We start from the raw sequence: 17,249 nt of genomic DNA on the forward strand, positions 1-17,249 counted from the left end.
CGTTCTATGTTCTAAGTTAAAAAACTGAAAACTCACAACGCCTCTGTTACCTGCCGCCACTTTCTTACCTTCCGGTTCTCACGTAGAACGTAGAACCCAGAACGTCCGTTAAAAAAAGTAGTGCCAGAGAAGGTCAAGCCTGCCGCGCAGCAGGAGGTGCTTGCCGGAATAGGCCATCACCTCGCGGATCTTCGCACGCTGGAGCTTGCCGTAGCAGTGGACGTGGCAATGTTTGCAGGTCGGCTTCGGATCGAGCGGGCACTTCTCCCGCTTCATCTTCGCGTAATCAAGAAGCCCCCTGCATTCCTCACAGAGCACGCCCTTCGCGCTTTTGTGCTTGCTGCGGCAGTAGAAGCCGATGAAGGTCTCCAGGACCCTGATGTCCTTTTCCTGTTTTTCTTTCTTTTCCATGCTGGCAACCATAGCAGAAGAAATCCCACATCTTCATGACTTAAGTCAATAAAATCAAGTACGCATCCTTTGCCTTTGCACGTAAACTGTGCTATTTTCCCGCGAATGAACACTAACATGGAAAAAGTCATCATCCCGAGGGCGGAGCACTCTATCTCGCGCTCGCTGCTTAGCCCGAACGGCGTGAAGGTACTGTACAAACTCAGGGAACACGGTTTCATCGCCTACCTTGTGGGAGGCGGAGTGCGCGACCTGCTCCTTGGGCGCGAACCCAAAGACTTCGACGTCGTCACCGATGCCACTCCCAACCAGCTCAAGAAGCTGTTCCGCAACTGCCGCCTGATCGGCCGCCGCTTCCGCCTGGCCCACATCCATTTCCACGACGAAATCATAGAGGTCGCCACCTTCCGCTCCACGGTCGATGCGGCTGAGGCCGCCCTCGAGGAGGCCGCCGAGACACCGCCGGAAGAGGCCGAGGCCGTTTCCGAGGCGGAACAGCTCGAAAACGAGCGCGACCGCAGAAAGCGCCGGCACCACCACGGGCCTCCCATCCTGAAGAGCGAGGACGGCATGGTCCTCAGGGACAACGTCTTCGGCACGCCCGAGGAGGACGCCATACGGCGCGACTTCACGGTGAACGCGCTTTTCTACAACATCTCCGACTTCTCCATCATCGATCACGTGGGCGGCATGGAGGACCTGAAAAACGGCCTCATCCGCACCATCGGCGATCCGATGGTCCGCTTCACCGAGGACCCGGTGCGCATGATCCGCGCCATCCGTTTCGCCTCCATGCTCGGCTTCAACATCGAGCCCCGCACCGAGGCCGCCATCGAGGCGCTCTGCGGCACCATCAACAAGGCGACGCCGCCACGCCTCTACGAGGAGGTGCTGAAGTTGCTCCTCATGGGAGCCGGGGAGCGCACCTACCAGATGATGCGCCACAACGGCCTGTTCGAGCCGCTCTTCCCGCACTTCGACGCCTGGCTCTCCCGCGAATCGGACGGGTACCCGCACGTGCGCGTGAGCAAGGCGCTGGAATGGGTCGATGACCAGTTGGGCCAGGGGATGCCGGTCTCCGCACCGCTGCTCATCGCGCTCATGTTCGGCGAGTACCTCGAAGAGAAGGTCGCCGCCTTCCGCGAGGCCGGGCTGCCGCCCCAGCAGGCGACCGACGCTGCTGTGGCAGCCTTTGCCGGAGAGCTTTCCCCGACCGTGGCGGTTCCGAACCGGGTGCTCGTCACGGTGCGGGACATCCTCAACCTGCAGCACCGCTTTCACAAGACACCGGGGAGAAACGGCCGCGGCGTGATCGCGCGTCCCTCGTTCGGCGACGCGCTGCAGTACCTGCGCTTCATGGAGCGACTCACCCCTCCCAAGCGCTCGCTCGCGGACTGGTGGGAGCGCTACGTCGTACAGCAGCTCGAGGCGCAGGGCGCGCCCATCGAGGCCGCCGGAAGCGAAGCGGCCGTCGAGGCCCCGAAGAAGAAGCGCAGGCGGAGAAGGCGGCGCAAGAAGCCGGGGCCGGCGCCGGAATAAAGCCCTTTTTACCCGCTTCCCCCTCCCCTACCCTCCCCCTCCGGGGGAGGGAGTAGGCGCAGATGAAGAAAGCCCCTCTACCGCACCGGGTGCGAGGGGCTTTTCGTTGTCAATTGTCAATTGTCAATTGTCCATCGTCAATCGTTAGGTGATTTCCGCCACTTCCAGTCGCTTGATCTTGTCCCTCAGCTCGGCCGCCCGCTCGAACTCCTGCGCCTTCGCCGCCGCGAGCATCTCTTTTCTCAGCCGCTTCAGCGTCTTCTCCAGCTCTTTGGGACTCAGGAATTCCTCCGCCTTGACCGGCACGGTGACCCAGTCCTTCTCTTCGGGCGCCTGCAGCACGTTGGCAATCACACGCCTCACGCTCTCCGGCGTGATGCCGTGCTCGGCGTTGTAGGCCTGCTGCAGCTCGCGGCGCCTCTGCGTCTCGTCGATCGCCTCGCGCATGGATCCGGTCACCTTGTCGGCGTACATGAGCACCCGGCCGGACACGTTGCGCGCCGCGCGGCCGCAAGTCTGGATCAGTGAGCGCGTCGAGCGGAGGAAGCCCTCCTTGTCGGCGTCAAGGATCGCGACCAGCGAGACCTCGGGAAGGTCGAGCCCCTCGCGGAGCAGGTTGATGCCGACCAACACGTCGAACTCGCCCAGACGCAGGTCGCGCAGGATCTCCATGCGCTGGAAGGTGTCGATGTCCGAGTGCAGGTAGCGCACACGGATGCCGAGCTCGCGGTAGTAGTCGGTGAGTTCCTCGGCCATCCGCTTGGTGAGCGTCGTGACGAGGATGCGCTCGCCCCGCTCGGTGGTGGCGCGCACCTCGTGCAGCAGGTCGTCCACCTGCCCCGCCGCCGGACGCACCTCGATCACCGGGTCGATGAGTCCGGTGGGACGGATGAGCTGCTCGACCACCACCCCCTCGGACATCTTCAGCTCGTATTCCGCCGGTGTCGCCGAGACGTAGATCACCTGGTTCAGCTTCCTGGTGAATTCCTGGAAGGTAAGCGGCCGGTTGTCCAGCGCCGAGGGGAGCCGGAAACCGAAGTTCACCAGGGTCTCCTTCCGGCTGCGGTCGCCGCGGTACATCCCTCCCACCTGCGAGACCGTGATGTGGGACTCGTCGACCACCAGCAGGAAGTCGTCCGGGAAGTAGTCGATCAGGGTGTACGGCGGGTCGCCCGCATTTCTGCCGTCGAAGTGGCGCGAGTAGTTCTCGATCCCCTGGCAAAAGCCCATCTGCTCCATCATCTCGATGTCGAAGAAGGTGCGCTGCTCGATGCGCTGCGCCTCCAGGAGCATGTTCTGCTCCTTGAAGTGACGGATGCGCTCCTCCACCTCCAATCTTATCTGCTCGACGGCCCGCTCCAGGGTCTGGCGCGTCGCCACGTAGTGCGAGGCGGGGTAGATGGCGAAGCGGGCGAGCTTTTGCAGCTGCACGCCGCGCAAGGGGTCGATCTCGGAGATGGCGTCGATGGTGTCGCCCCAGAACTCGACGCGGATGGCTCGCTCGTCGTCGTGCGCCGGGAAGACCTCGACGGTGTCGCCGCGCACCCGGAAGCTGCCGCGGTGGAAGTCGACGTCGTTTCTCTCGTACTGGATTTCGACCAGGCGCTTTAAAAGTTCGTCGCGCCCGAGTTCGTCACCCTCGCGCAGGCGGATCTGCATCTGCTGGTACGACTCGGGGGAGCCGATGCCGTAGATGCAGGAGACCGAGGCGACTATGATGGTGTCGCGCCGGGTCAGAAGGCTCCTGGTGGCGGCGTGGCGGAACTTGTCGATCTCGTCGTTGATCGAGGAGTCCTTCTCGATGAAGGTGTCGGAGGCGGGGATGTAGGCTTCCGGCTGGTAGTAGTCGTAGTAGGAGACGAAGTACTCGACCGCGTTGTTGGGGAAAAGCTCCTTGAACTCGCCGTAGAGCTGGGCGGCCAGGGTCTTGTTGGGGGCGAGCACGAGGGCGGGTCGGTTGCACCGGGCGATCACCTGCGCCATGGTGAAGGTCTTGCCGGAGCCGGTCACCCCGAGCAGGACCTGGTGCCGGTCGCCGCGCAGCACCCCTTCCGAGAGCTCGTCGATGGCGCGCGGCTGGTCGCCCCGCGCCTGGAATTCCGTTACCAGTTCGAATTTTTCCATGCCGACGATACTAACAGGAGGGGGTGCGCCTTGGCAACAGGGGATCAGGCTGCGGCGCAGCCTCGGGAGGGGGGGAGCTGGTTCACGCTGAGCCAGTAGTTCATCACCTGCTTCATGTTGTCGCAGAACTGGCCGTAATCCACCGGCTTCCGGATATAGCTGTTGGCGCCCAGGCGGTAGCTGTCGAGAATGTCCTGCTCCTCGGTGGAGGAGGTGAACACGATGACGGGGATGGAGCGGGTGCGGGACTCCTCCCGCATGCGCCGGAGCACCTCCAGGCCGTTCACCTTGGGAAGCTTCAGGTCGAGCAACACGAGAATGGGGACGGGGACCTCGCGCCGCCCCGCACCCTGCCCCCCGCCGAACAGGTGCTCCAGGGCCTCGGCGCCGTCGCGCGCCACCACGATGCCGTAAGGCATGTGCTTTCTGATCGCCCTCAGGGTCAGGGCCTCATCATCCGGGTTGTCTTCGACCAGCAGGATGGTCTTGTTCACCGTAGTTCTCCTCGTGATAGAGATGGCGACTGCAGCTGTATAGCAATTCCTTCGGCTGGATGCAATATTTTTAATAATTTTCCTTTAAAGCGCCCCTTAATCCAAATGTTGCTTTTTCCGACGGCCATGTGCCATACTGCACGCGTTTAGGGAACTCACCAAGGGAGGGTCACATGTTCGGATTCGGAATGCCGGAGCTCATCATAATTCTGGTTATCGTACTCGTGGTGTTCGGCGCAGGCCGGCTTCCCGAGATCGGCGGCGCGCTCGGCAAAAGCATCAGGAACTTCAAGAAGGCCGCCAACGGCAAGGAAGAAATCGAGATTAAAGCAACCCGCCCGGATGACGATAAGAAAGGGAGCTAGCTCCAGCTCATTAGTTTCCGCCCCGTCGAAACAGAGGTCCCCGCTGCAGCTTGTGGGGACCTCTTTGTTTTTTGGGCCGTCGATAAAGACGCCGCACGGGACACCGAGGGGATCATGAAAAAGAAGGATTCGCACGCGTCCCAGGGCGCCGGCCAGATCGTCGAGCTTCTCGTCAGCACCGGCGTGATAACCCGGGACCAGCTCCTCTACGCCCAGCGCGTGCACGGCAAGTTGCAGTCAACTAAAACGCTCATCGACGTGCTCCAGGAACTAGAGTTTCTGAAACGCGAGGACGTGGCGCGCATCCTGCGCGAGAACAGCCTCTCGGTAAGGATCGGCGACCTCCTGGTGGAACTCGGCTACCTCAAACAGAGCGAGCTCCTCACCGCCCTGAACCTGCAGAAGCAGGAAGGGGCACCGCGCAAGATGCTGGGCGACATCATCATCGAGAAGGGGTTCATCGAGGAGCGCAGGCTGGTCGAGGTGCTCTCGTTCCAGCTCGGCTTTCCGGTCGCAGAACTCGAGTTCCGCAAGCTGGACCGCAAGCTCTTCGCGAAGGCACCCTTCGAGGTGTTCCGTGACGAGCTGTTCGTGCCGTACGCGATGGACGACGAGGGTGCCGTCCTGGTCGCCTTCGCCAATCCGCTCGAAACCTACTCGCGGCTGAGCGCCGAACGCATCTTCGGCAGGACGGTGAGACCCGCGATAGCCACTCGGAGCGCCATACTCGCCGCGGTCGCCTCCGCGCAGAAATCGGCGGGGAGCGAAAGCGCCGCCCCCGACGAGAACACCGTCGTCGGCATGATCAACAAGCTCTTCGACGACGCCATGACGCTCGGCGCCAGCGACATCCACATAGAGCCGCTCCGGGACCGGCTCCGTATCCGGATGCGCCACGACGGCGTCATGATGCCGCACCTGGAGCTCCCCCTCGAGATCGCGCCGCAGATCTCCTCCAGGATCAAGGTCATGTCACAGGCGGACATCGCCGAGAAAAGGCGTCACCAGGACGGCCGCATCCTCTACGAAAGTAGGCAGCACGGTTTCAACCTCGACATGAGGGTCTCCTTCTACATCACCCTCTTCGGGGAAAAGATCGTCCTGCGACTGCTCAACAAGAAGGAGGCCATCCTCGCCATCTCCGACATCGGGATGGCCCCGCGCATGCTCAAACAGTTCGTGGAGGACGCCCTGGAGACCCCTTCCGGGGTCATGATCATCACCGGCCCCACCGGCAGCGGCAAGACCTCCACCCTCTACGGGTGCGTGAGCCATCTGAACAACATCAACACCAGCATCATCACCGCCGAGGACCCGGTCGAGTTCGTCATCGAGGGGGTGTCGCAGTGCTCGATCAACCAGAAGATCGGCGTCACCTTCGAGGAAACCCTGCGACACATGGTGCGCCAGGACCCGGACGTCATCGTGCTCGGGGAGATTCGCGACACCTTCTCCGCCGAGACCGCGATCCAGGCCGCGCTCACCGGGCACAAGGTGCTCACCACTTTCCACACCGAGGACAGCATCGGCGGGCTTTTGCGGCTGATGAACATGCAGATCGAGTCCTTTTTGATATCGTCCACCGTGGTCTGCGTGGTGGCACAGCGCCTCCTCCGCCTGGTTTGCAACGACTGCGCTGAGACCTACGTCCCCACACCGGCCGAATACGGCAGGATGGGGTACTCCGCCAAGGACCTGGCCGGCGCCACCTTCCGCACCGGGCGCGGCTGCCCCCAGTGCCGCTTTACCGGGTTCCGGGGCAGGACCGCCGTCTTCGAGCTTTTGATCATGAACGAGCCGGTAAAGGAGGCCATCCTGCAGAGCAAGTCTTCTGCGGAGATCCGGCGGCTCAGCATCGAGACGTCCGGTATGGTTACCCTTTTTGAAGACGGGTTGGTGAAGGCGGCCGACGGGAAGATCTCGATCCAGGAAGTGCTGCGCGACCTGCCGCGCATTGGGACGCCCCGCCCGCTGCGTGAATTGAAGCGCATCCTCGGCAGCTGACGGGGAGGAGGGAGCGCGAGGGTACTGGCTCCGCAAGGTGCCTGTCCCCTTATGTGCATCCCGGATGAACCGACGGGAAGCAGCAAGGAGATACTGAATGAACGAACAGGCCTCTATCGTAGAGGTGATCAGGGAACGGCTCGCCGCCGGCACGCTCAGCGTCCCGGTCTTTCATGCCGTGGCGGTGAAGCTGCAGCAGGCGCTTGCCCGCCCCGACTACGACATAAAGGAGGTGCATCAGCTCCTAAATGCCGACCCGGGGGTCGCCACCCGCGTGCTCAGGGCCGCCAACTCCTCCTTCTATGCCGGGCTCAGCAAGGTGAGCACCATCCGGGAGGCGATCATACGCCTGGGCTCGAAGGAGGTCGCGAACCTTGCCATGGTCACTACGCAGCGCGACCTGTACAAGTCCGACGACATCAGGTTCAACGCCATCATGCAGACGCTTTGGAAGCACGCCTTCTGCTGCGCCGTGGGAAGCCGCTGGCTGGCCCAGAAGGTCGGCTTCGGCGCGCAGGCGCAGGAGGCTTTTCTCGGCGGACTCCTGCACGACCTGGGCAAGCTGTTCCTTTTGAAGTGTCTGGAGGAGGTGTCGCGCGAGGAGCGCTTCAAGGGAGGGGTGATTCAGCCGGTGCTCAGGGAGGTCCTGGCGACCCTGCACGTGGAGCAGGGGCACCAGTTGATGGTGCAGTGGCAGCTGCCGCAGATCTACTGCGACATCGTCGCCGGGCATGAGCAGGAGCGCTGGGACCAGGCGAACGTGCTGCTCGCCATGGTGCGTCTGTCCAATCTCACCTGCAGGAAAATCGGCGTGGGCCTCAACCGCGACCCGTCCGTGCTCCTGTTCGCCTCGACTGAGGCCCAGGTGCTGGGGCTTAAGGAAACCGCCCTCGCCGAGTTGGAAATCATCATCGAAGATAACGCCAAGACGCCGGTGCTATCCCACTGACGGCAGCCGCCGCGGTCAGTGCAGCCAGCGCTTGAGCTGTTCCGCGTCGAGCGGCTTGGGCAGGACCGCCACCACGCCGAGGTTGCGGCATTGCTCCAGGTCCTCCGGGTCCTCTGACGAGGAGAGGGCGAAGACCTTCAGCTTCCTGGTGCGCTCGTTGCTGCGCAGCCTCTGCAGCACCCCAACGCCGTCTATCTTTGGCAGTTTCATGTCCAGGAGCACGAAATTGGGGTGGTGCTCCCCGCCGACCTCCCCGCCCAAAAGCATCCCCAAAGCTTCCGCACCGTCGCGCGCGACCGCAACATTGCTGTAGCCCGCCTTTCTTAAGGCCCGCAAGGCGAGTTCTTCGCAATTGCTGTTATCTTCGACCAGCAAAATCTCAGCGTCTTGCATAGCGCCTCCACAAACTGCGTTCCGGGGGCCGGTCAGACCGGCATACTGGGGTTCTCGCTTGAAAACTTGGCAGTAATTATTAAGCACGTTCAAACCTTGCCTCGAGTCGATATCCACCTGAGCGGAGCCTGTCGTGGTCCTCATAGCGATGGCACAGGCAATGCCGCCGCCTCGCAATTTCACTCATACCGCTGAAATATCAACATTATTTTCTGAGATGCAAACGGTAGCGGTGCTTGTGAGCATTGCTATGACATTGTACCGCAGTCCCTGTGAGCTTGAAATTATTTTATAACATACATTAAGCTACACACAAGCACTCTTTTACAACTGTAAGACAAAAAAATACGCCGCCCGGCCAAACTACCCGGTGCGGCGCCTTTTTCCCGCGTGCCGTCGTACTGCTAACCTTCCACGGGTGCCCCCCGCGAAGGCCGATGCCCTTCCCGCTTGCTCTTCTGGAACGACAGCGCGATCTCGTGCTGCTGTTCCTTACCCAGAGCCTTTCGCGCCATCTTGAATATTTCGCGCTCTTCCTCCTGCATGTGGTGCTCGACGATCTCACTCAGCACTTTGAGCTTCGCCACCCAGCGCTCGTCATCGACCGCCAGCGACTTGAAGGTGCCGAGCATTATCTTGGCAACCTGGTGCTCCTCGTAGGACTGCAGGACGTGGTCGCGCATCTCTTCGTCCTGCTCGAGGGCACTGTAGAAGAAGCGCTCTTCCCCCTCCATGTGCAGCTCCAGCTCTTCCTCGATCTGGGCGAAGAGCTTCTGCAACGAGGCGATTTCCTTTTTCCCCGCCTTCTGTGCCCTATCGAAAAGATAACGCGCCTTTTCATGGTCCTGTTTCAGCACGTCGAAGATGGTCATCTCTGCCTTGCCGTGCGACTCGCTCGTCTTCCGGTCCGTTGGCATCTCGTCTCCTCCTGCGCCGTTATCCCGGCAGATGGAGGCGGCTTGCGCCGCCCCCACGGTTCAGCCGGCTTACGCCATTCCTCTCGGTTTCGGTTTGTCCGAGGCCGCGAAATCCGCCTTCGCCTCACCTTCGGACCCGATGTCCTGCGCGCCCGTATCCTTCAGAATCTCCAAGGCCCGCTTTTTCCAGTCCGCGTTGTCGCAGTGTACCGAGAGGAGGATGCCCCCTTCCTTCACCCTTCCTTCATAACGCTTCGCCTCGTACTCGGGAATCCCCATGCCGATAAGGGCGCCGGCGATCCCGCCGATTACCCCGCCCGCACCGACACCCGCCAGTGCCGCCACGATCGGACCTGCCGCGATGAACGGGCCGACGCCGGGGATGGCCAGGGCACCGATGCCGGAGAGCCAGCCGAGGGCGCCGCCGATCACCGCACCGGTCCCCGCGCCGGTAGCAGACCCCTCAGGCACCTTGGTGTGCTTTTCGTGGGCGAAGTCCTTGGTGCCTACGTTCTCGGAGAACAGCACCGAGATGTCCGTGTTGCGAAAGTCCGCCGCACGCAGAGAGTCGACGGCATGCTCGACGCTCTCGCGGCTGCGGTAGATCCCGAATACTGCGGTGTTCTTTGCCATGACAGCCTCCTTTTCCTTTCTACAGGTTTGCGGTGCCCGTCACTTCTTCTTCGGAGGCTCAGGCACCTTGGCTCCCTTCTCGCGCGCCTCCGAAAGTCCGATGGCAACGGCCTGCTTGCGGTCCGTCACCTTTTTCCCGCTGCCACCGCTCTTAAGTTCCCCTTTCTTGAACTTGTCCATCACCTCATGCACCGTTTCCTGCGCCTTCTTTCCGTACTTGGCCATGCCTCGTCCTCCCTTTTCCTTCCCTCGACCGGCCGCTTAGATGCGCCCCATCAGCATCAGGATCAGCAGGATCAAAAGGATGAGCCCCAGCCCCCCGCTGGGATAGTAGCCCCACCCGGAACTGTACGGCCACGTGGGGAGCGAACCGAGCAACAACAGGATCAGGATGATCAGCAGTATCAACCTCATGGCTTCCTCCTTTTCTTTCTGGTTGTTTTGCCGCCGCCGGAAGTCAGCGCTTTCTCCCCAGTGCCGTCACCTCCTTCTCGAAGGTGGGGAGTATCGCCTTGAAGAACGCGTTCCGCACCAGTTCCACGACGACCTGCCAGGTATTGGTTTTCGGACTCTGCAGCGGCCCCGAGATGTCCGCCTTGGTCGCGACCTGGTCGCGCTCCTTGTTTTCCAGGAGCTTGGCGATCCCTCCCACGAGCATCTCGTAGACCTGGTGGAAGAACCCCTTGTTCTTGTCCTGGCGCCGGTCGTAGACCTTCATGTCCTTGAAAAACGGTTTGATGTAGCCGTTCACGCGGTTGTTCTTCACATGGAGCTCGGTCACCAGGGAGAAAGTCCCCGCGGTCACGTCGAAATCGCCGTAGGTGCGCAGCAGGTCGTTCAGCGACACGAGCTGCGTCCCCGTGATCTTTACGTAGAGGTCGAGATCGGGCCCTTTGTCCTCGGGGCGAAACGCGGCGGTCGCCTCCGAAACGCCGCTTCCCATGAAACGGCCGGAAAGCTTCGCCCGGGCCGGCCCCTTCGAGAACTGGTTCGAGAAGTTGTCCAGGTAGAGGTTGGAATCGGAAAGGAAGAGGCGGACCTTTTTCCCGCCGTAATCGTTCACGAAACCGATGTTGGCATCGGTCAGGCTGAAGTGCTCCACGGTGAGGATCAGGTTCGGCTTGTTGGTCACCTCTTTCGCCGCCTTCTTGACCTTCTCCACGCGCCTTTTCTCGGCCCGCGCCGTCTCCGGGGCATGGATGTAGTCGAGACGCACCCCCTGGATGGAGAGCTTTTTAAGCCTGGCCGTCTGAACCTTGCGCCCGTACTCCACGTTGCCGACCGCGCTCAGCACGCCCCCCTCGATCTTCATGTTGGTGCGGGCGAGCATCGGCGCGAAATAGCCGAGCGGAACCTTGGCGAGTTCGATGGCCGCCTTCACCGCCGGGGTCGGCTCGGCGAGGAAGTTCGCCCTGCCGTCCACGGTCCCGTGACCGCTGCCGAAGATGTCCGTCTCCAGGTGGAAGTTGGAAGGGTAGACCTTGTCCGGGAGGTGGATGTTGCGGATGTTGTCCGCCTCCAGCGCCAGGTTGGTCAGCTTGAGGGGTCGCTTTTCGTCAAGATCGATGTAAGTGATGCTTGCGTCGGTGATCTTCAAAAGGTTGATCTTAAGCGGGTAGATCGCCTCGAAGGCCTGCTGCCACCCCTTCTGCTTCATGGGGACCTTGCTGGCCGCCTCGGTGCGAAGCTGGTTCAGATTGACGTGGATCTTCGGCCCGTCGAGCCTCATGTCACCGACGAGCTTTCCGGAAAGGACCTCGCGCCACTGCACGCTGGCACGCAGGTAGGGGAACTCGGCCACCGGAGGCTTGGGGTGTGCCTGCTGGGATATGGTGAGACCTTTCAGCGTGATGGAGAGACCGATGAGGCTGAAGTGCAGCTTTGGGAGACGAACCGAATACCCCTTGAGGCTCTGGTTCATCCTTTTTTCCGTGGTGCGCCTTAGCGGCTCGTCGATGAAGAAACTGGCGATGAACACGAGGAGGACCAGGGCGATGAGCACCCCGACCACCCAGAGCAGCACCTTCGGCACGGCAACCCCGCGTGTTCGCCCCTGCAACTCTTTCTCTTCAACCATAATGATCTCCGCAGGTTACCGCTGCGCGCGCTCCGCTTGATGAAAACACGCTAATAAATGTATGCACCGTGGTTGTTTTGTCAATCGCCGGGGGTTGTTTAGGGCAAAGCACCTTGCATGGTCGGCCTCCTCTGCCGGGCGGCGCCGGAGCAGTGGATTTGGGGCGAGCAGGCTCAGACATGGTAGAATTCGTGCTGTGCCGGGATGCGCTGAACCGGCAAGAACGGCGGCCGGTTCGGTGCCTATAGGAGGTGGATATGAGAGCGATGTGGTCAGGTTCCATCAGTTTCGGGCTGGTCAACATCCCGGTAAAGCTTTACAGCGGGGCGCAGAGCAACTCACTCGACCTGGACATGCTGCGCAAGAGCGATCTCTGCCCGATCAAGTACCTGCGGGTCTGCAAGTTCGACAACAAGGAAGTCCCTTACGAGGAGATCGTGAAGGGGTACGAGTACAGCGACGGCGAGTACATCGTGCTCACCGACAAGGACTTCGAGAACGCGAGCCTTGAAAAGACCCATCTGATCGATATCGTCGATTTCATCGAGGAGAAGGAGATCGACACGCGCTACTTCGAGAAGCCCTACTACCTGGAGCCCGACAAGAGCGGGCCGAAGGCGTACGCGCTGTTGCGCGAGGCGCTGAAGCGCTCCGGCAAGGTGGGCGTTGCCTATTACGTGTTGAGGAACCGCGGCAGTCTTGGGATCGTGCGCCCGCTCGGGGATCTGCTCGTGCTGAACCAGATAAGGTATGCCGAGGAGGTACGCGACGCCGCGGAACTGAAGCTTCCCGGCGACGAGCAGGTGAAAGAGCAGGAAGTGGCGCTGGCGCTCACCCTGATCGACCAGTTGACGACGAAGTTCGACCCGGGGAAATACAAGGACCAGTACATCGACGACCTGAAGCGGATGATCGAGGAGAAGGCGCAGGGGCGGCAACCGGTCGCTGCGAAGGCGCCGCCCCCGCCCAAGGTGGCGGACATGATGGCGCTGTTGAAGGAAAGCCTGAAGCAAAAGCGCAAGGAAGCGGCCTAACCGGCGGCCCCCACTTTGCCCTTTGCAGGTCCGGCAGCCCCCTTCCCCCTCCCCGACCCTCCCCCTCCGGGGGAGGGGGCCACGCCTCCAACCCACGCCGTGAACCCGCAGCCCCCGCCCCCGATCCACTCCCCCAGGTCAACGCCGCCGCACTCGCGCCCACGTTCTCAACCCTTCTCATCACTCCCATTCTCCCCATTACTCCCATCATCCTGCCTCCCAAATTCCCCTCCCCCTTGTTGCAAACCCGCCCCGACCTGTTAGTTTTCTCTAATTGTTTTTTGACCCCACCTTAATAAGAAACAAACACCGCAGCTTCCAAGGAGGAATCAGCATGGAACAGAGCGAAAGCGAGCACAGCGAACCCAGATCGTGGCAAAGGCCGCGGAAGATGAACGTCGGTCCCGCAGAGCGGAAGGCATCCTTGGCCGGGGGGGCAGCCCTGGCCGTTTCGGGACTCAGGAATCTTAGCCGGAGAAATTACGCCTCCGGCCTCGCCATGATCGTCGCAGGGGGGATGTTCCTCTACCGGGGACAGACCGGCTACTGCGGCCTCTACGACGCGATGGGGGTGGACACGATGCACACGCAACCGGGCGGGCTCAGGATAGAGAAGGCGGTGACCATCGGCCTGCCGCCGGACGAGGTCTACGAGTTCTGGCGCAACCTGTCAAACCTGCCTCGCTTCATGAAACACCTGGAAGCGGTCGAGGTCACCGGCCCGCGCACCTCGCACTGGAAGGCGACCGGCCCCGGCGGCATCAGCGCGGAATGGGATGCCGAGATGATGGAGGACACCCCGGGACAGCAGATCAGCTGGCACTCGGTGGGCGAGGCGGACATCCCCAACAAGGGGAGCGTTGAATTCAAGGAGGCTCCGGGCAACCGCGGCACCGAGGTGAGAGTGACCATCGATTACTACCCCCCCGGCGGCGCCGCAGGAAAGGCCGCAGCAAAGATCGCTCACGGCATCAACGCCCAGCAGCTGGAAGAGGACCTGAAGCGGCTCAAGCAGATCCTCGAGGTGGGCGAGGAAACCACGGCGCGGCGCACCGCCGAATAAACCCGGCTCCCCCGCCTTGCGGGGAAAGGAGGAGATATGAGGGCAGTTTGCTGGCACGGCAGGCACGACGTGCGGGTGGACGAGGTCGCCGACCCGCAGATATTGAGCAAAAACGACGCGATCGTGAAGGTGGCGCTCACCTGCATCTGCGGCTCCGACCTGCACCTTTACAACGGCTACGTCCCGACCATGAAGAAGGGGGACATCCTAGGCCACGAGTTCGTGGGGGAGATCGTCGAGGTCGGGAGCGGTGTCACCCGCTTCCATGTCGGCGACCGCGTCATCGTCCCGTTTCCCATCTCGTGCGGCGCCTGCTGGTATTGCAAGCACGAGCTCTGGGCCCTTTGCGACAACAGTAACCCGAACGCCTGGATGCTCGAGCATATGTACGGCGACACAGGCGGCATCTTCGGCTACTCCCACCTCTACGGCGGGTTCGCGGGCGGGCAGGCCGAGTACGTGCGCGTCCCGTTCGCCGACGTGGGGCTCGAGAGGATCCCGAGCGGCGTTCCCTACGAGCAGGTGGTGCTCCTTACCGACATCCTCCCGACCGGGTACCAGGCCGCTGACTACTGCAATATCAACCCCGGCGACACCGTCGCCGTCTGGGGGTGCGGCCCGGTCGGGCTCATGGCGATGATGTCGGCACGGCACCTGGGCGCCGAACGCGTGATAGGGATCGACCGCTTCCCGGACCGGCTGCAGGCGGCGCGTGCCCAGTGCCAGGCGGAGGTCCTCAACTACGAGGAGGTGGACGTAGCCGAAGCTCTGCAGAACATGACCGGCGGTCGCGGCCCCGACTCCTGCATCGACGCCGTCGGCCTGGAGGCGGTGGGGACCGGCTTCGAGGGGATCTACGACTCGGTGAAGCAGGCCCTCAGACTGGAGACCGACCGGGCCTCGGCGCTGCGCCAGCTCGCCAAGGCATGCCGCAAGGGCGGCACCCTCTCCATCGTCGGCGTTTACGCAGGCTTCATCGACAAGTTCCCGATGGGCGCGCTCTTCGCCAAGGGGCTCACCCTGCGCTGCGGCCAGGCGCACGTGCACAAGTACCTGCCGCACCTGGTCAAGCTGGTCGCGGAGCAGCAGTTGAACCCGTCCTCCATCATCACGCACCGGCTCCCGCTGCAAGAGGCCCCGAACGGGTACAAGATGTTCCTAAACAAGCAGGACGCCTGCATCAAGATCGTCCTCGACCCGCAGGCAGGTGCAACGGGTACTTAGCAGGCGCCGCAAGGTGAGGGTGCATGAGACCGGCAGCCGTCCATCTAACAGGAGGTGACCGATGACCCCACCATTCCCGCGCCGAGAGGGGGATCCTCGTGAACGCGGTCGCTCCCGGCCCGATCTGGACCCCGCTCATCCCGGGTACTTTCCCCGAAGAGAAGACAGAGAAGTTCGGGACCGAGGTGCCGCTGAAGCGCGCCGGTCAGCCGGTCGAGGTGGCGCACAGCTACGTCTTCCTCGCCTCCGAGGGAGGATCCTACATGACCGGCCAGGTGCTGCACCCAAACGGCGGCACCATCGTCGGCGGGTAAGGGGAGAAATCCGGCGCACCGCGCCGCTACCACAAGGAGTGCAACCATGTTCTCTATGCGCGCCTATTTCAAACTCGGGGACACCAGCTACAAGGATCTGGCGAAACGGGTCTTCCGCAAGTTCAGCGACGAGGACTGCCCCGAGCATGCGGCGGCCATGGCGTACTACTTCCTCTTCGCGTCGTTTCCCTTCCTCCTTTTTCTGACCACCCTGATCGGCTACCTTCCCATCCCGCACCTCCTGGAGTACATGCTCTCCAGCGCGCAGCGCTTCCTCCCATCGGAGGCCTTCTCGTTGATCGAGAGCAATATCCGCGCGCTTTTCATGAACAAAAAGGAAGGGCTCCTCTCCATCGGTATCCTTCTGGCGCTCTGGGCCTCTTCGAACGCCGTCGTCTCGTTGATGGACTCGATGAACAACCTCTACGACGTAAAGGAGGGACGCCCGTTCTGGAAGGTGCGCCTGATCGCCATCGCCCTCGTGCTCGGCCTCTCCCTTCTCTTCCTGGGCGCCATGGTCCTGCTCATGTTCGGCCTCAAGATCGGAGACTTCATCGCCAACCTCATCAACTTCGGCATGGCGTTCAAGACCGCTTTCGTCATCGCGCTGGTGCCGATCACCCTGTTCTTGCTGGTACTAGCCGTCGCCATCATCTACTACTTCACACCGGACGTTGAGCACCAATGGAAATGGATCAGCCCCGGTGCCGTCGTCGCCATCCCGTGCTGGCTCGTCATGTCCATCGCCTTCTCGTTCTACATCAACAATTTCGGCTCCTACGACAAGACCTACGGTTCCATCGGCGCGGTGATCGTGCTACTGCTCTGGCTTTACCTGAGCGGACTGATCATCCTCGCCGGTGCGGTGATCAACGCGGTGATCGAACACAGCTCGGAGGAAGGGAAGGAACCGGGGGAAAAGGTGGAAGGGGAGCACGCCGTCGAACGCGGCACGCATTCCAAAGCGGAGTCGCAGCAAAAGGCTAAGGAAGAGGCGGCTAAGTCGTAGACGGCGACCAAGGGCAGATTATTATGCGTTACGTCCCCTCTCCCTTCGGGAGAGGGCTAGGGTGAGGGTGCCGGCAGTTGCCACTATTCACTTCGGGGCAGCGCCCTCACCCGGCCTACGGCCACCCTCTCCCTCCGGGAGAGGGGATTATTGATAGGGAGGTGATGCAGGAAAGTTACTTGATCTGACCGCGGATCTCGCCCAGCGGGTAGGTCACCGTCGGCACGTCGACATACGCCTCGCCCGCCTCGATGATTCGAACCAGATCCTCCACGGTTTTACCTTCCAGTTCGCCGAGCAGGCCCTCGTCGGTGATGAGCCCCTCGTCCAGGATCCCCTTGAAGGGTCCCATCTTGGTCGGGCCGCCGAACAGACCGACCAGGGGCGACCCGTTTTGTCCCGGCTTGCCGCGGTGGATATGAGCGGCGGTAGGACTCGTGATCCTGCTCACGTTGAGCTCGTAGCTCATCTCGCCATCCTTGTAGATCATCTTCAGGTCCCCCCGGGCCGGAGTCTTCACGCTCGGGACCTCCTGCTTCCCGGAAAGCGTCGCCCGGAAGATCTTCTGTTCCGCGCCGGCCGCTTGGACCTGCGCAAGGGTCAGCATGCAAGCAAGTGAAAGCAGTAGTCTTTTCATGTCGCTCCCCCTTTTTACCAGTTTTGTGCTCCGGTCCTGCAGTTTCCGTGGTGCGCCCAATT

19 protein-coding genes are annotated in these 17,249 nt (G+C 62.0%); 9 read left to right on the top strand and 10 right to left on the bottom strand.

Annotated features, from left to right (window positions below):
- Window positions 1–108: 108 nt before the first annotated feature.
- Window positions 109–411 carry a nitrous oxide-stimulated promoter family protein gene (locus tag D6Z24_RS02570; protein ID WP_246014538.1) on the bottom strand — a complete coding sequence of 101 codons (303 nt, stop codon included), beginning with the start codon at window positions 409–411 and terminating at the stop codon, window positions 109–111.
- Window positions 412–516: 105 nt separating this feature from the next.
- Here D6Z24_RS02570 and pcnB point away from each other — a divergent pair, with 105 nt between their 5' ends.
- A complete protein-coding gene (gene pcnB, locus D6Z24_RS02575) occupies window positions 517–1,950 on the top strand; it encodes a polynucleotide adenylyltransferase PcnB (protein ID WP_129124974.1) in 1,434 nt (477 codons plus the stop codon).
- Between the two features lie 144 nt (window positions 1,951–2,094).
- Here pcnB and uvrB read toward each other — a convergent pair whose 3' ends face one another.
- Both uvrB and D6Z24_RS02585 read right to left on the bottom strand, forming a co-directional pair.
- On the bottom strand, window positions 2,095–4,074 hold the full coding sequence (gene uvrB / locus D6Z24_RS02580) for an excinuclease ABC subunit UvrB (protein ID WP_129124975.1): 1,980 nt from the start codon (window positions 4,072–4,074) through the stop codon (window positions 2,095–2,097).
- A 44-nt stretch (window positions 4,075–4,118) separates the two neighbouring features.
- Window positions 4,119–4,568: a response regulator gene (locus tag D6Z24_RS02585; RefSeq protein ID WP_129124976.1), complete on the bottom strand. Its 450-nt coding sequence runs from the start codon at window positions 4,566–4,568 to the stop codon at window positions 4,119–4,121.
- A gap of 173 nt (window positions 4,569–4,741) precedes the next feature.
- On the opposite strand from D6Z24_RS02585, the gene D6Z24_RS02590 reads away from it, so the two are divergent.
- The 3 genes from D6Z24_RS02590 (at window position 4,742) to D6Z24_RS02600 (ending at window position 7,886) form a co-directional block, all read left to right on the top strand.
- The gene (locus D6Z24_RS02590; protein ID WP_129124977.1) at window positions 4,742–4,933 is read left to right on the top strand and encodes a twin-arginine translocase TatA/TatE family subunit; all 192 of its coding nucleotides are present in this window, start codon (window positions 4,742–4,744) and stop codon (window positions 4,931–4,933) included.
- 114 nt (window positions 4,934–5,047) lie between these two features.
- Window positions 5,048–6,937 carry a GspE/PulE family protein gene (locus tag D6Z24_RS02595; protein WP_129124978.1) on the top strand — a complete coding sequence of 630 codons (1,890 nt, stop codon included), beginning with the start codon at window positions 5,048–5,050 and terminating at the stop codon, window positions 6,935–6,937.
- Window positions 6,938–7,034: 97 nt separating this feature from the next.
- A complete protein-coding gene (locus D6Z24_RS02600; protein ID WP_129124979.1) occupies window positions 7,035–7,886 on the top strand; it encodes an HDOD domain-containing protein in 852 nt (283 codons plus the stop codon).
- Between the two features lie 15 nt (window positions 7,887–7,901).
- On the opposite strand, the gene D6Z24_RS02605 is transcribed toward D6Z24_RS02600, so the two are convergent.
- From D6Z24_RS02605 to D6Z24_RS02630, 6 genes are all read right to left on the bottom strand, one after another.
- The gene (locus D6Z24_RS02605) at window positions 7,902–8,279 is read right to left on the bottom strand and encodes a response regulator (RefSeq protein WP_129124980.1); all 378 of its coding nucleotides are present in this window, start codon (window positions 8,277–8,279) and stop codon (window positions 7,902–7,904) included.
- A 404-nt stretch (window positions 8,280–8,683) separates the two neighbouring features.
- Window positions 8,684–9,196: a hemerythrin domain-containing protein gene (locus D6Z24_RS02610; RefSeq protein WP_129124981.1), complete on the bottom strand. Its 513-nt coding sequence runs from the start codon at window positions 9,194–9,196 to the stop codon at window positions 8,684–8,686.
- 69 nt (window positions 9,197–9,265) lie between these two features.
- The gene (locus D6Z24_RS02615) at window positions 9,266–9,829 is read right to left on the bottom strand and encodes a quinol:electron acceptor oxidoreductase subunit ActD (protein ID WP_129124982.1); all 564 of its coding nucleotides are present in this window, start codon (window positions 9,827–9,829) and stop codon (window positions 9,266–9,268) included.
- Window positions 9,830–9,868: 39 nt separating this feature from the next.
- The gene (locus D6Z24_RS02620) at window positions 9,869–10,054 is read right to left on the bottom strand and encodes a DUF6496 domain-containing protein (protein WP_129124983.1); all 186 of its coding nucleotides are present in this window, start codon (window positions 10,052–10,054) and stop codon (window positions 9,869–9,871) included.
- Window positions 10,055–10,090: 36 nt separating this feature from the next.
- Window positions 10,091–10,243, bottom strand: coding sequence for a DUF3309 family protein (locus D6Z24_RS02625; RefSeq protein WP_129124984.1), 153 nt, complete (start codon window positions 10,241–10,243; stop codon window positions 10,091–10,093).
- Window positions 10,244–10,286: 43 nt separating this feature from the next.
- Window positions 10,287–11,906, bottom strand: a complete 1,620-nt coding sequence (locus D6Z24_RS02630) for a DUF748 domain-containing protein (protein WP_129124985.1) — start codon at window positions 11,904–11,906, stop codon at window positions 10,287–10,289.
- Window positions 11,907–12,163: 257 nt separating this feature from the next.
- Between D6Z24_RS02630 and ku the strand changes: the two genes are divergently transcribed.
- The 5 genes from ku to D6Z24_RS02655 all read left to right on the top strand — a co-directional run bounded on the left by ku (window position 12,164) and on the right by D6Z24_RS02655 (window position 16,550).
- Complete coding sequence (gene ku, locus D6Z24_RS02635) at window positions 12,164–12,940, top strand: non-homologous end joining protein Ku (RefSeq protein ID WP_129124986.1); 777 nt, start codon at window positions 12,164–12,166, stop codon at window positions 12,938–12,940.
- A gap of 334 nt (window positions 12,941–13,274) precedes the next feature.
- Entirely contained in the window at window positions 13,275–14,003 is a 729-nt protein-coding gene (locus D6Z24_RS02640; RefSeq protein WP_129124987.1) for an SRPBCC family protein, read from the top strand.
- Window positions 14,004–14,039: 36 nt separating this feature from the next.
- Window positions 14,040–15,227: a zinc-dependent alcohol dehydrogenase gene (locus D6Z24_RS02645; protein WP_129124988.1), complete on the top strand. Its 1,188-nt coding sequence runs from the start codon at window positions 14,040–14,042 to the stop codon at window positions 15,225–15,227.
- A 92-nt stretch (window positions 15,228–15,319) separates the two neighbouring features.
- Window positions 15,320–15,541 carry an SDR family oxidoreductase gene (locus tag D6Z24_RS02650; RefSeq protein WP_281275013.1) on the top strand — a complete coding sequence of 74 codons (222 nt, stop codon included), beginning with the start codon at window positions 15,320–15,322 and terminating at the stop codon, window positions 15,539–15,541.
- Between the two features lie 46 nt (window positions 15,542–15,587).
- Entirely contained in the window at window positions 15,588–16,550 is a 963-nt protein-coding gene (locus D6Z24_RS02655; protein WP_129124989.1) for a YihY/virulence factor BrkB family protein, read from the top strand.
- Between the two features lie 175 nt (window positions 16,551–16,725).
- Here D6Z24_RS02655 and D6Z24_RS02660 read toward each other — a convergent pair whose 3' ends face one another.
- A complete protein-coding gene (locus D6Z24_RS02660) occupies window positions 16,726–17,187 on the bottom strand; it encodes a CHRD domain-containing protein (RefSeq protein WP_246014540.1) in 462 nt (153 codons plus the stop codon).
- Between the last annotated feature and the right edge of the window lie 62 nt (window positions 17,188–17,249).

It is taken from the genome of Geomonas oryzae (genome assembly GCF_004117875.1).
GTDB classification, from domain to species: domain Bacteria; phylum Desulfobacterota; class Desulfuromonadia; order Geobacterales; family Geobacteraceae; genus Geomonas; species Geomonas oryzae.

Coding starts and splice junctions, on each gene's coding strand:
- D6Z24_RS02570 (WP_246014538.1), bottom strand. CDS start 411: ATGGAAAAGAAAGAAAAACAGGAAAAGGACATCAGGGTCCTGGAGACC.
- pcnB (WP_129124974.1), top strand. CDS start 517: ATGAACACTAACATGGAAAAAGTCATCATCCCGAGGGCGGAGCACTCT.
- uvrB (WP_129124975.1), bottom strand. CDS start 4,074: ATGGAAAAATTCGAACTGGTAACGGAATTCCAGGCGCGGGGCGACCAG.
- D6Z24_RS02590 (WP_129124977.1), top strand. CDS start 4,742: ATGTTCGGATTCGGAATGCCGGAGCTCATCATAATTCTGGTTATCGTA.
- D6Z24_RS02595 (WP_129124978.1), top strand. CDS start 5,048: ATGAAAAAGAAGGATTCGCACGCGTCCCAGGGCGCCGGCCAGATCGTC.
- D6Z24_RS02600 (WP_129124979.1), top strand. CDS start 7,035: ATGAACGAACAGGCCTCTATCGTAGAGGTGATCAGGGAACGGCTCGCC.
- D6Z24_RS02605 (WP_129124980.1), bottom strand. CDS start 8,279: ATGCAAGACGCTGAGATTTTGCTGGTCGAAGATAACAGCAATTGCGAA.
- D6Z24_RS02610 (WP_129124981.1), bottom strand. CDS start 9,196: ATGCCAACGGACCGGAAGACGAGCGAGTCGCACGGCAAGGCAGAGATG.
- D6Z24_RS02615 (WP_129124982.1), bottom strand. CDS start 9,829: ATGGCAAAGAACACCGCAGTATTCGGGATCTACCGCAGCCGCGAGAGC.
- D6Z24_RS02620 (WP_129124983.1), bottom strand. CDS start 10,054: ATGGCCAAGTACGGAAAGAAGGCGCAGGAAACGGTGCATGAGGTGATG.
- D6Z24_RS02625 (WP_129124984.1), bottom strand. CDS start 10,243: ATGAGGTTGATACTGCTGATCATCCTGATCCTGTTGTTGCTCGGTTCG.
- D6Z24_RS02630 (WP_129124985.1), bottom strand. CDS start 11,906: ATGGTTGAAGAGAAAGAGTTGCAGGGGCGAACACGCGGGGTTGCCGTG.
- ku (WP_129124986.1), top strand. CDS start 12,164: ATGAGAGCGATGTGGTCAGGTTCCATCAGTTTCGGGCTGGTCAACATC.
- D6Z24_RS02640 (WP_129124987.1), top strand. CDS start 13,275: ATGGAACAGAGCGAAAGCGAGCACAGCGAACCCAGATCGTGGCAAAGG.
- D6Z24_RS02645 (WP_129124988.1), top strand. CDS start 14,040: ATGAGGGCAGTTTGCTGGCACGGCAGGCACGACGTGCGGGTGGACGAG.
- D6Z24_RS02655 (WP_129124989.1), top strand. CDS start 15,588: ATGTTCTCTATGCGCGCCTATTTCAAACTCGGGGACACCAGCTACAAG.
- D6Z24_RS02660 (WP_246014540.1), bottom strand. CDS start 17,187: ATGAAAAGACTACTGCTTTCACTTGCTTGCATGCTGACCCTTGCGCAG.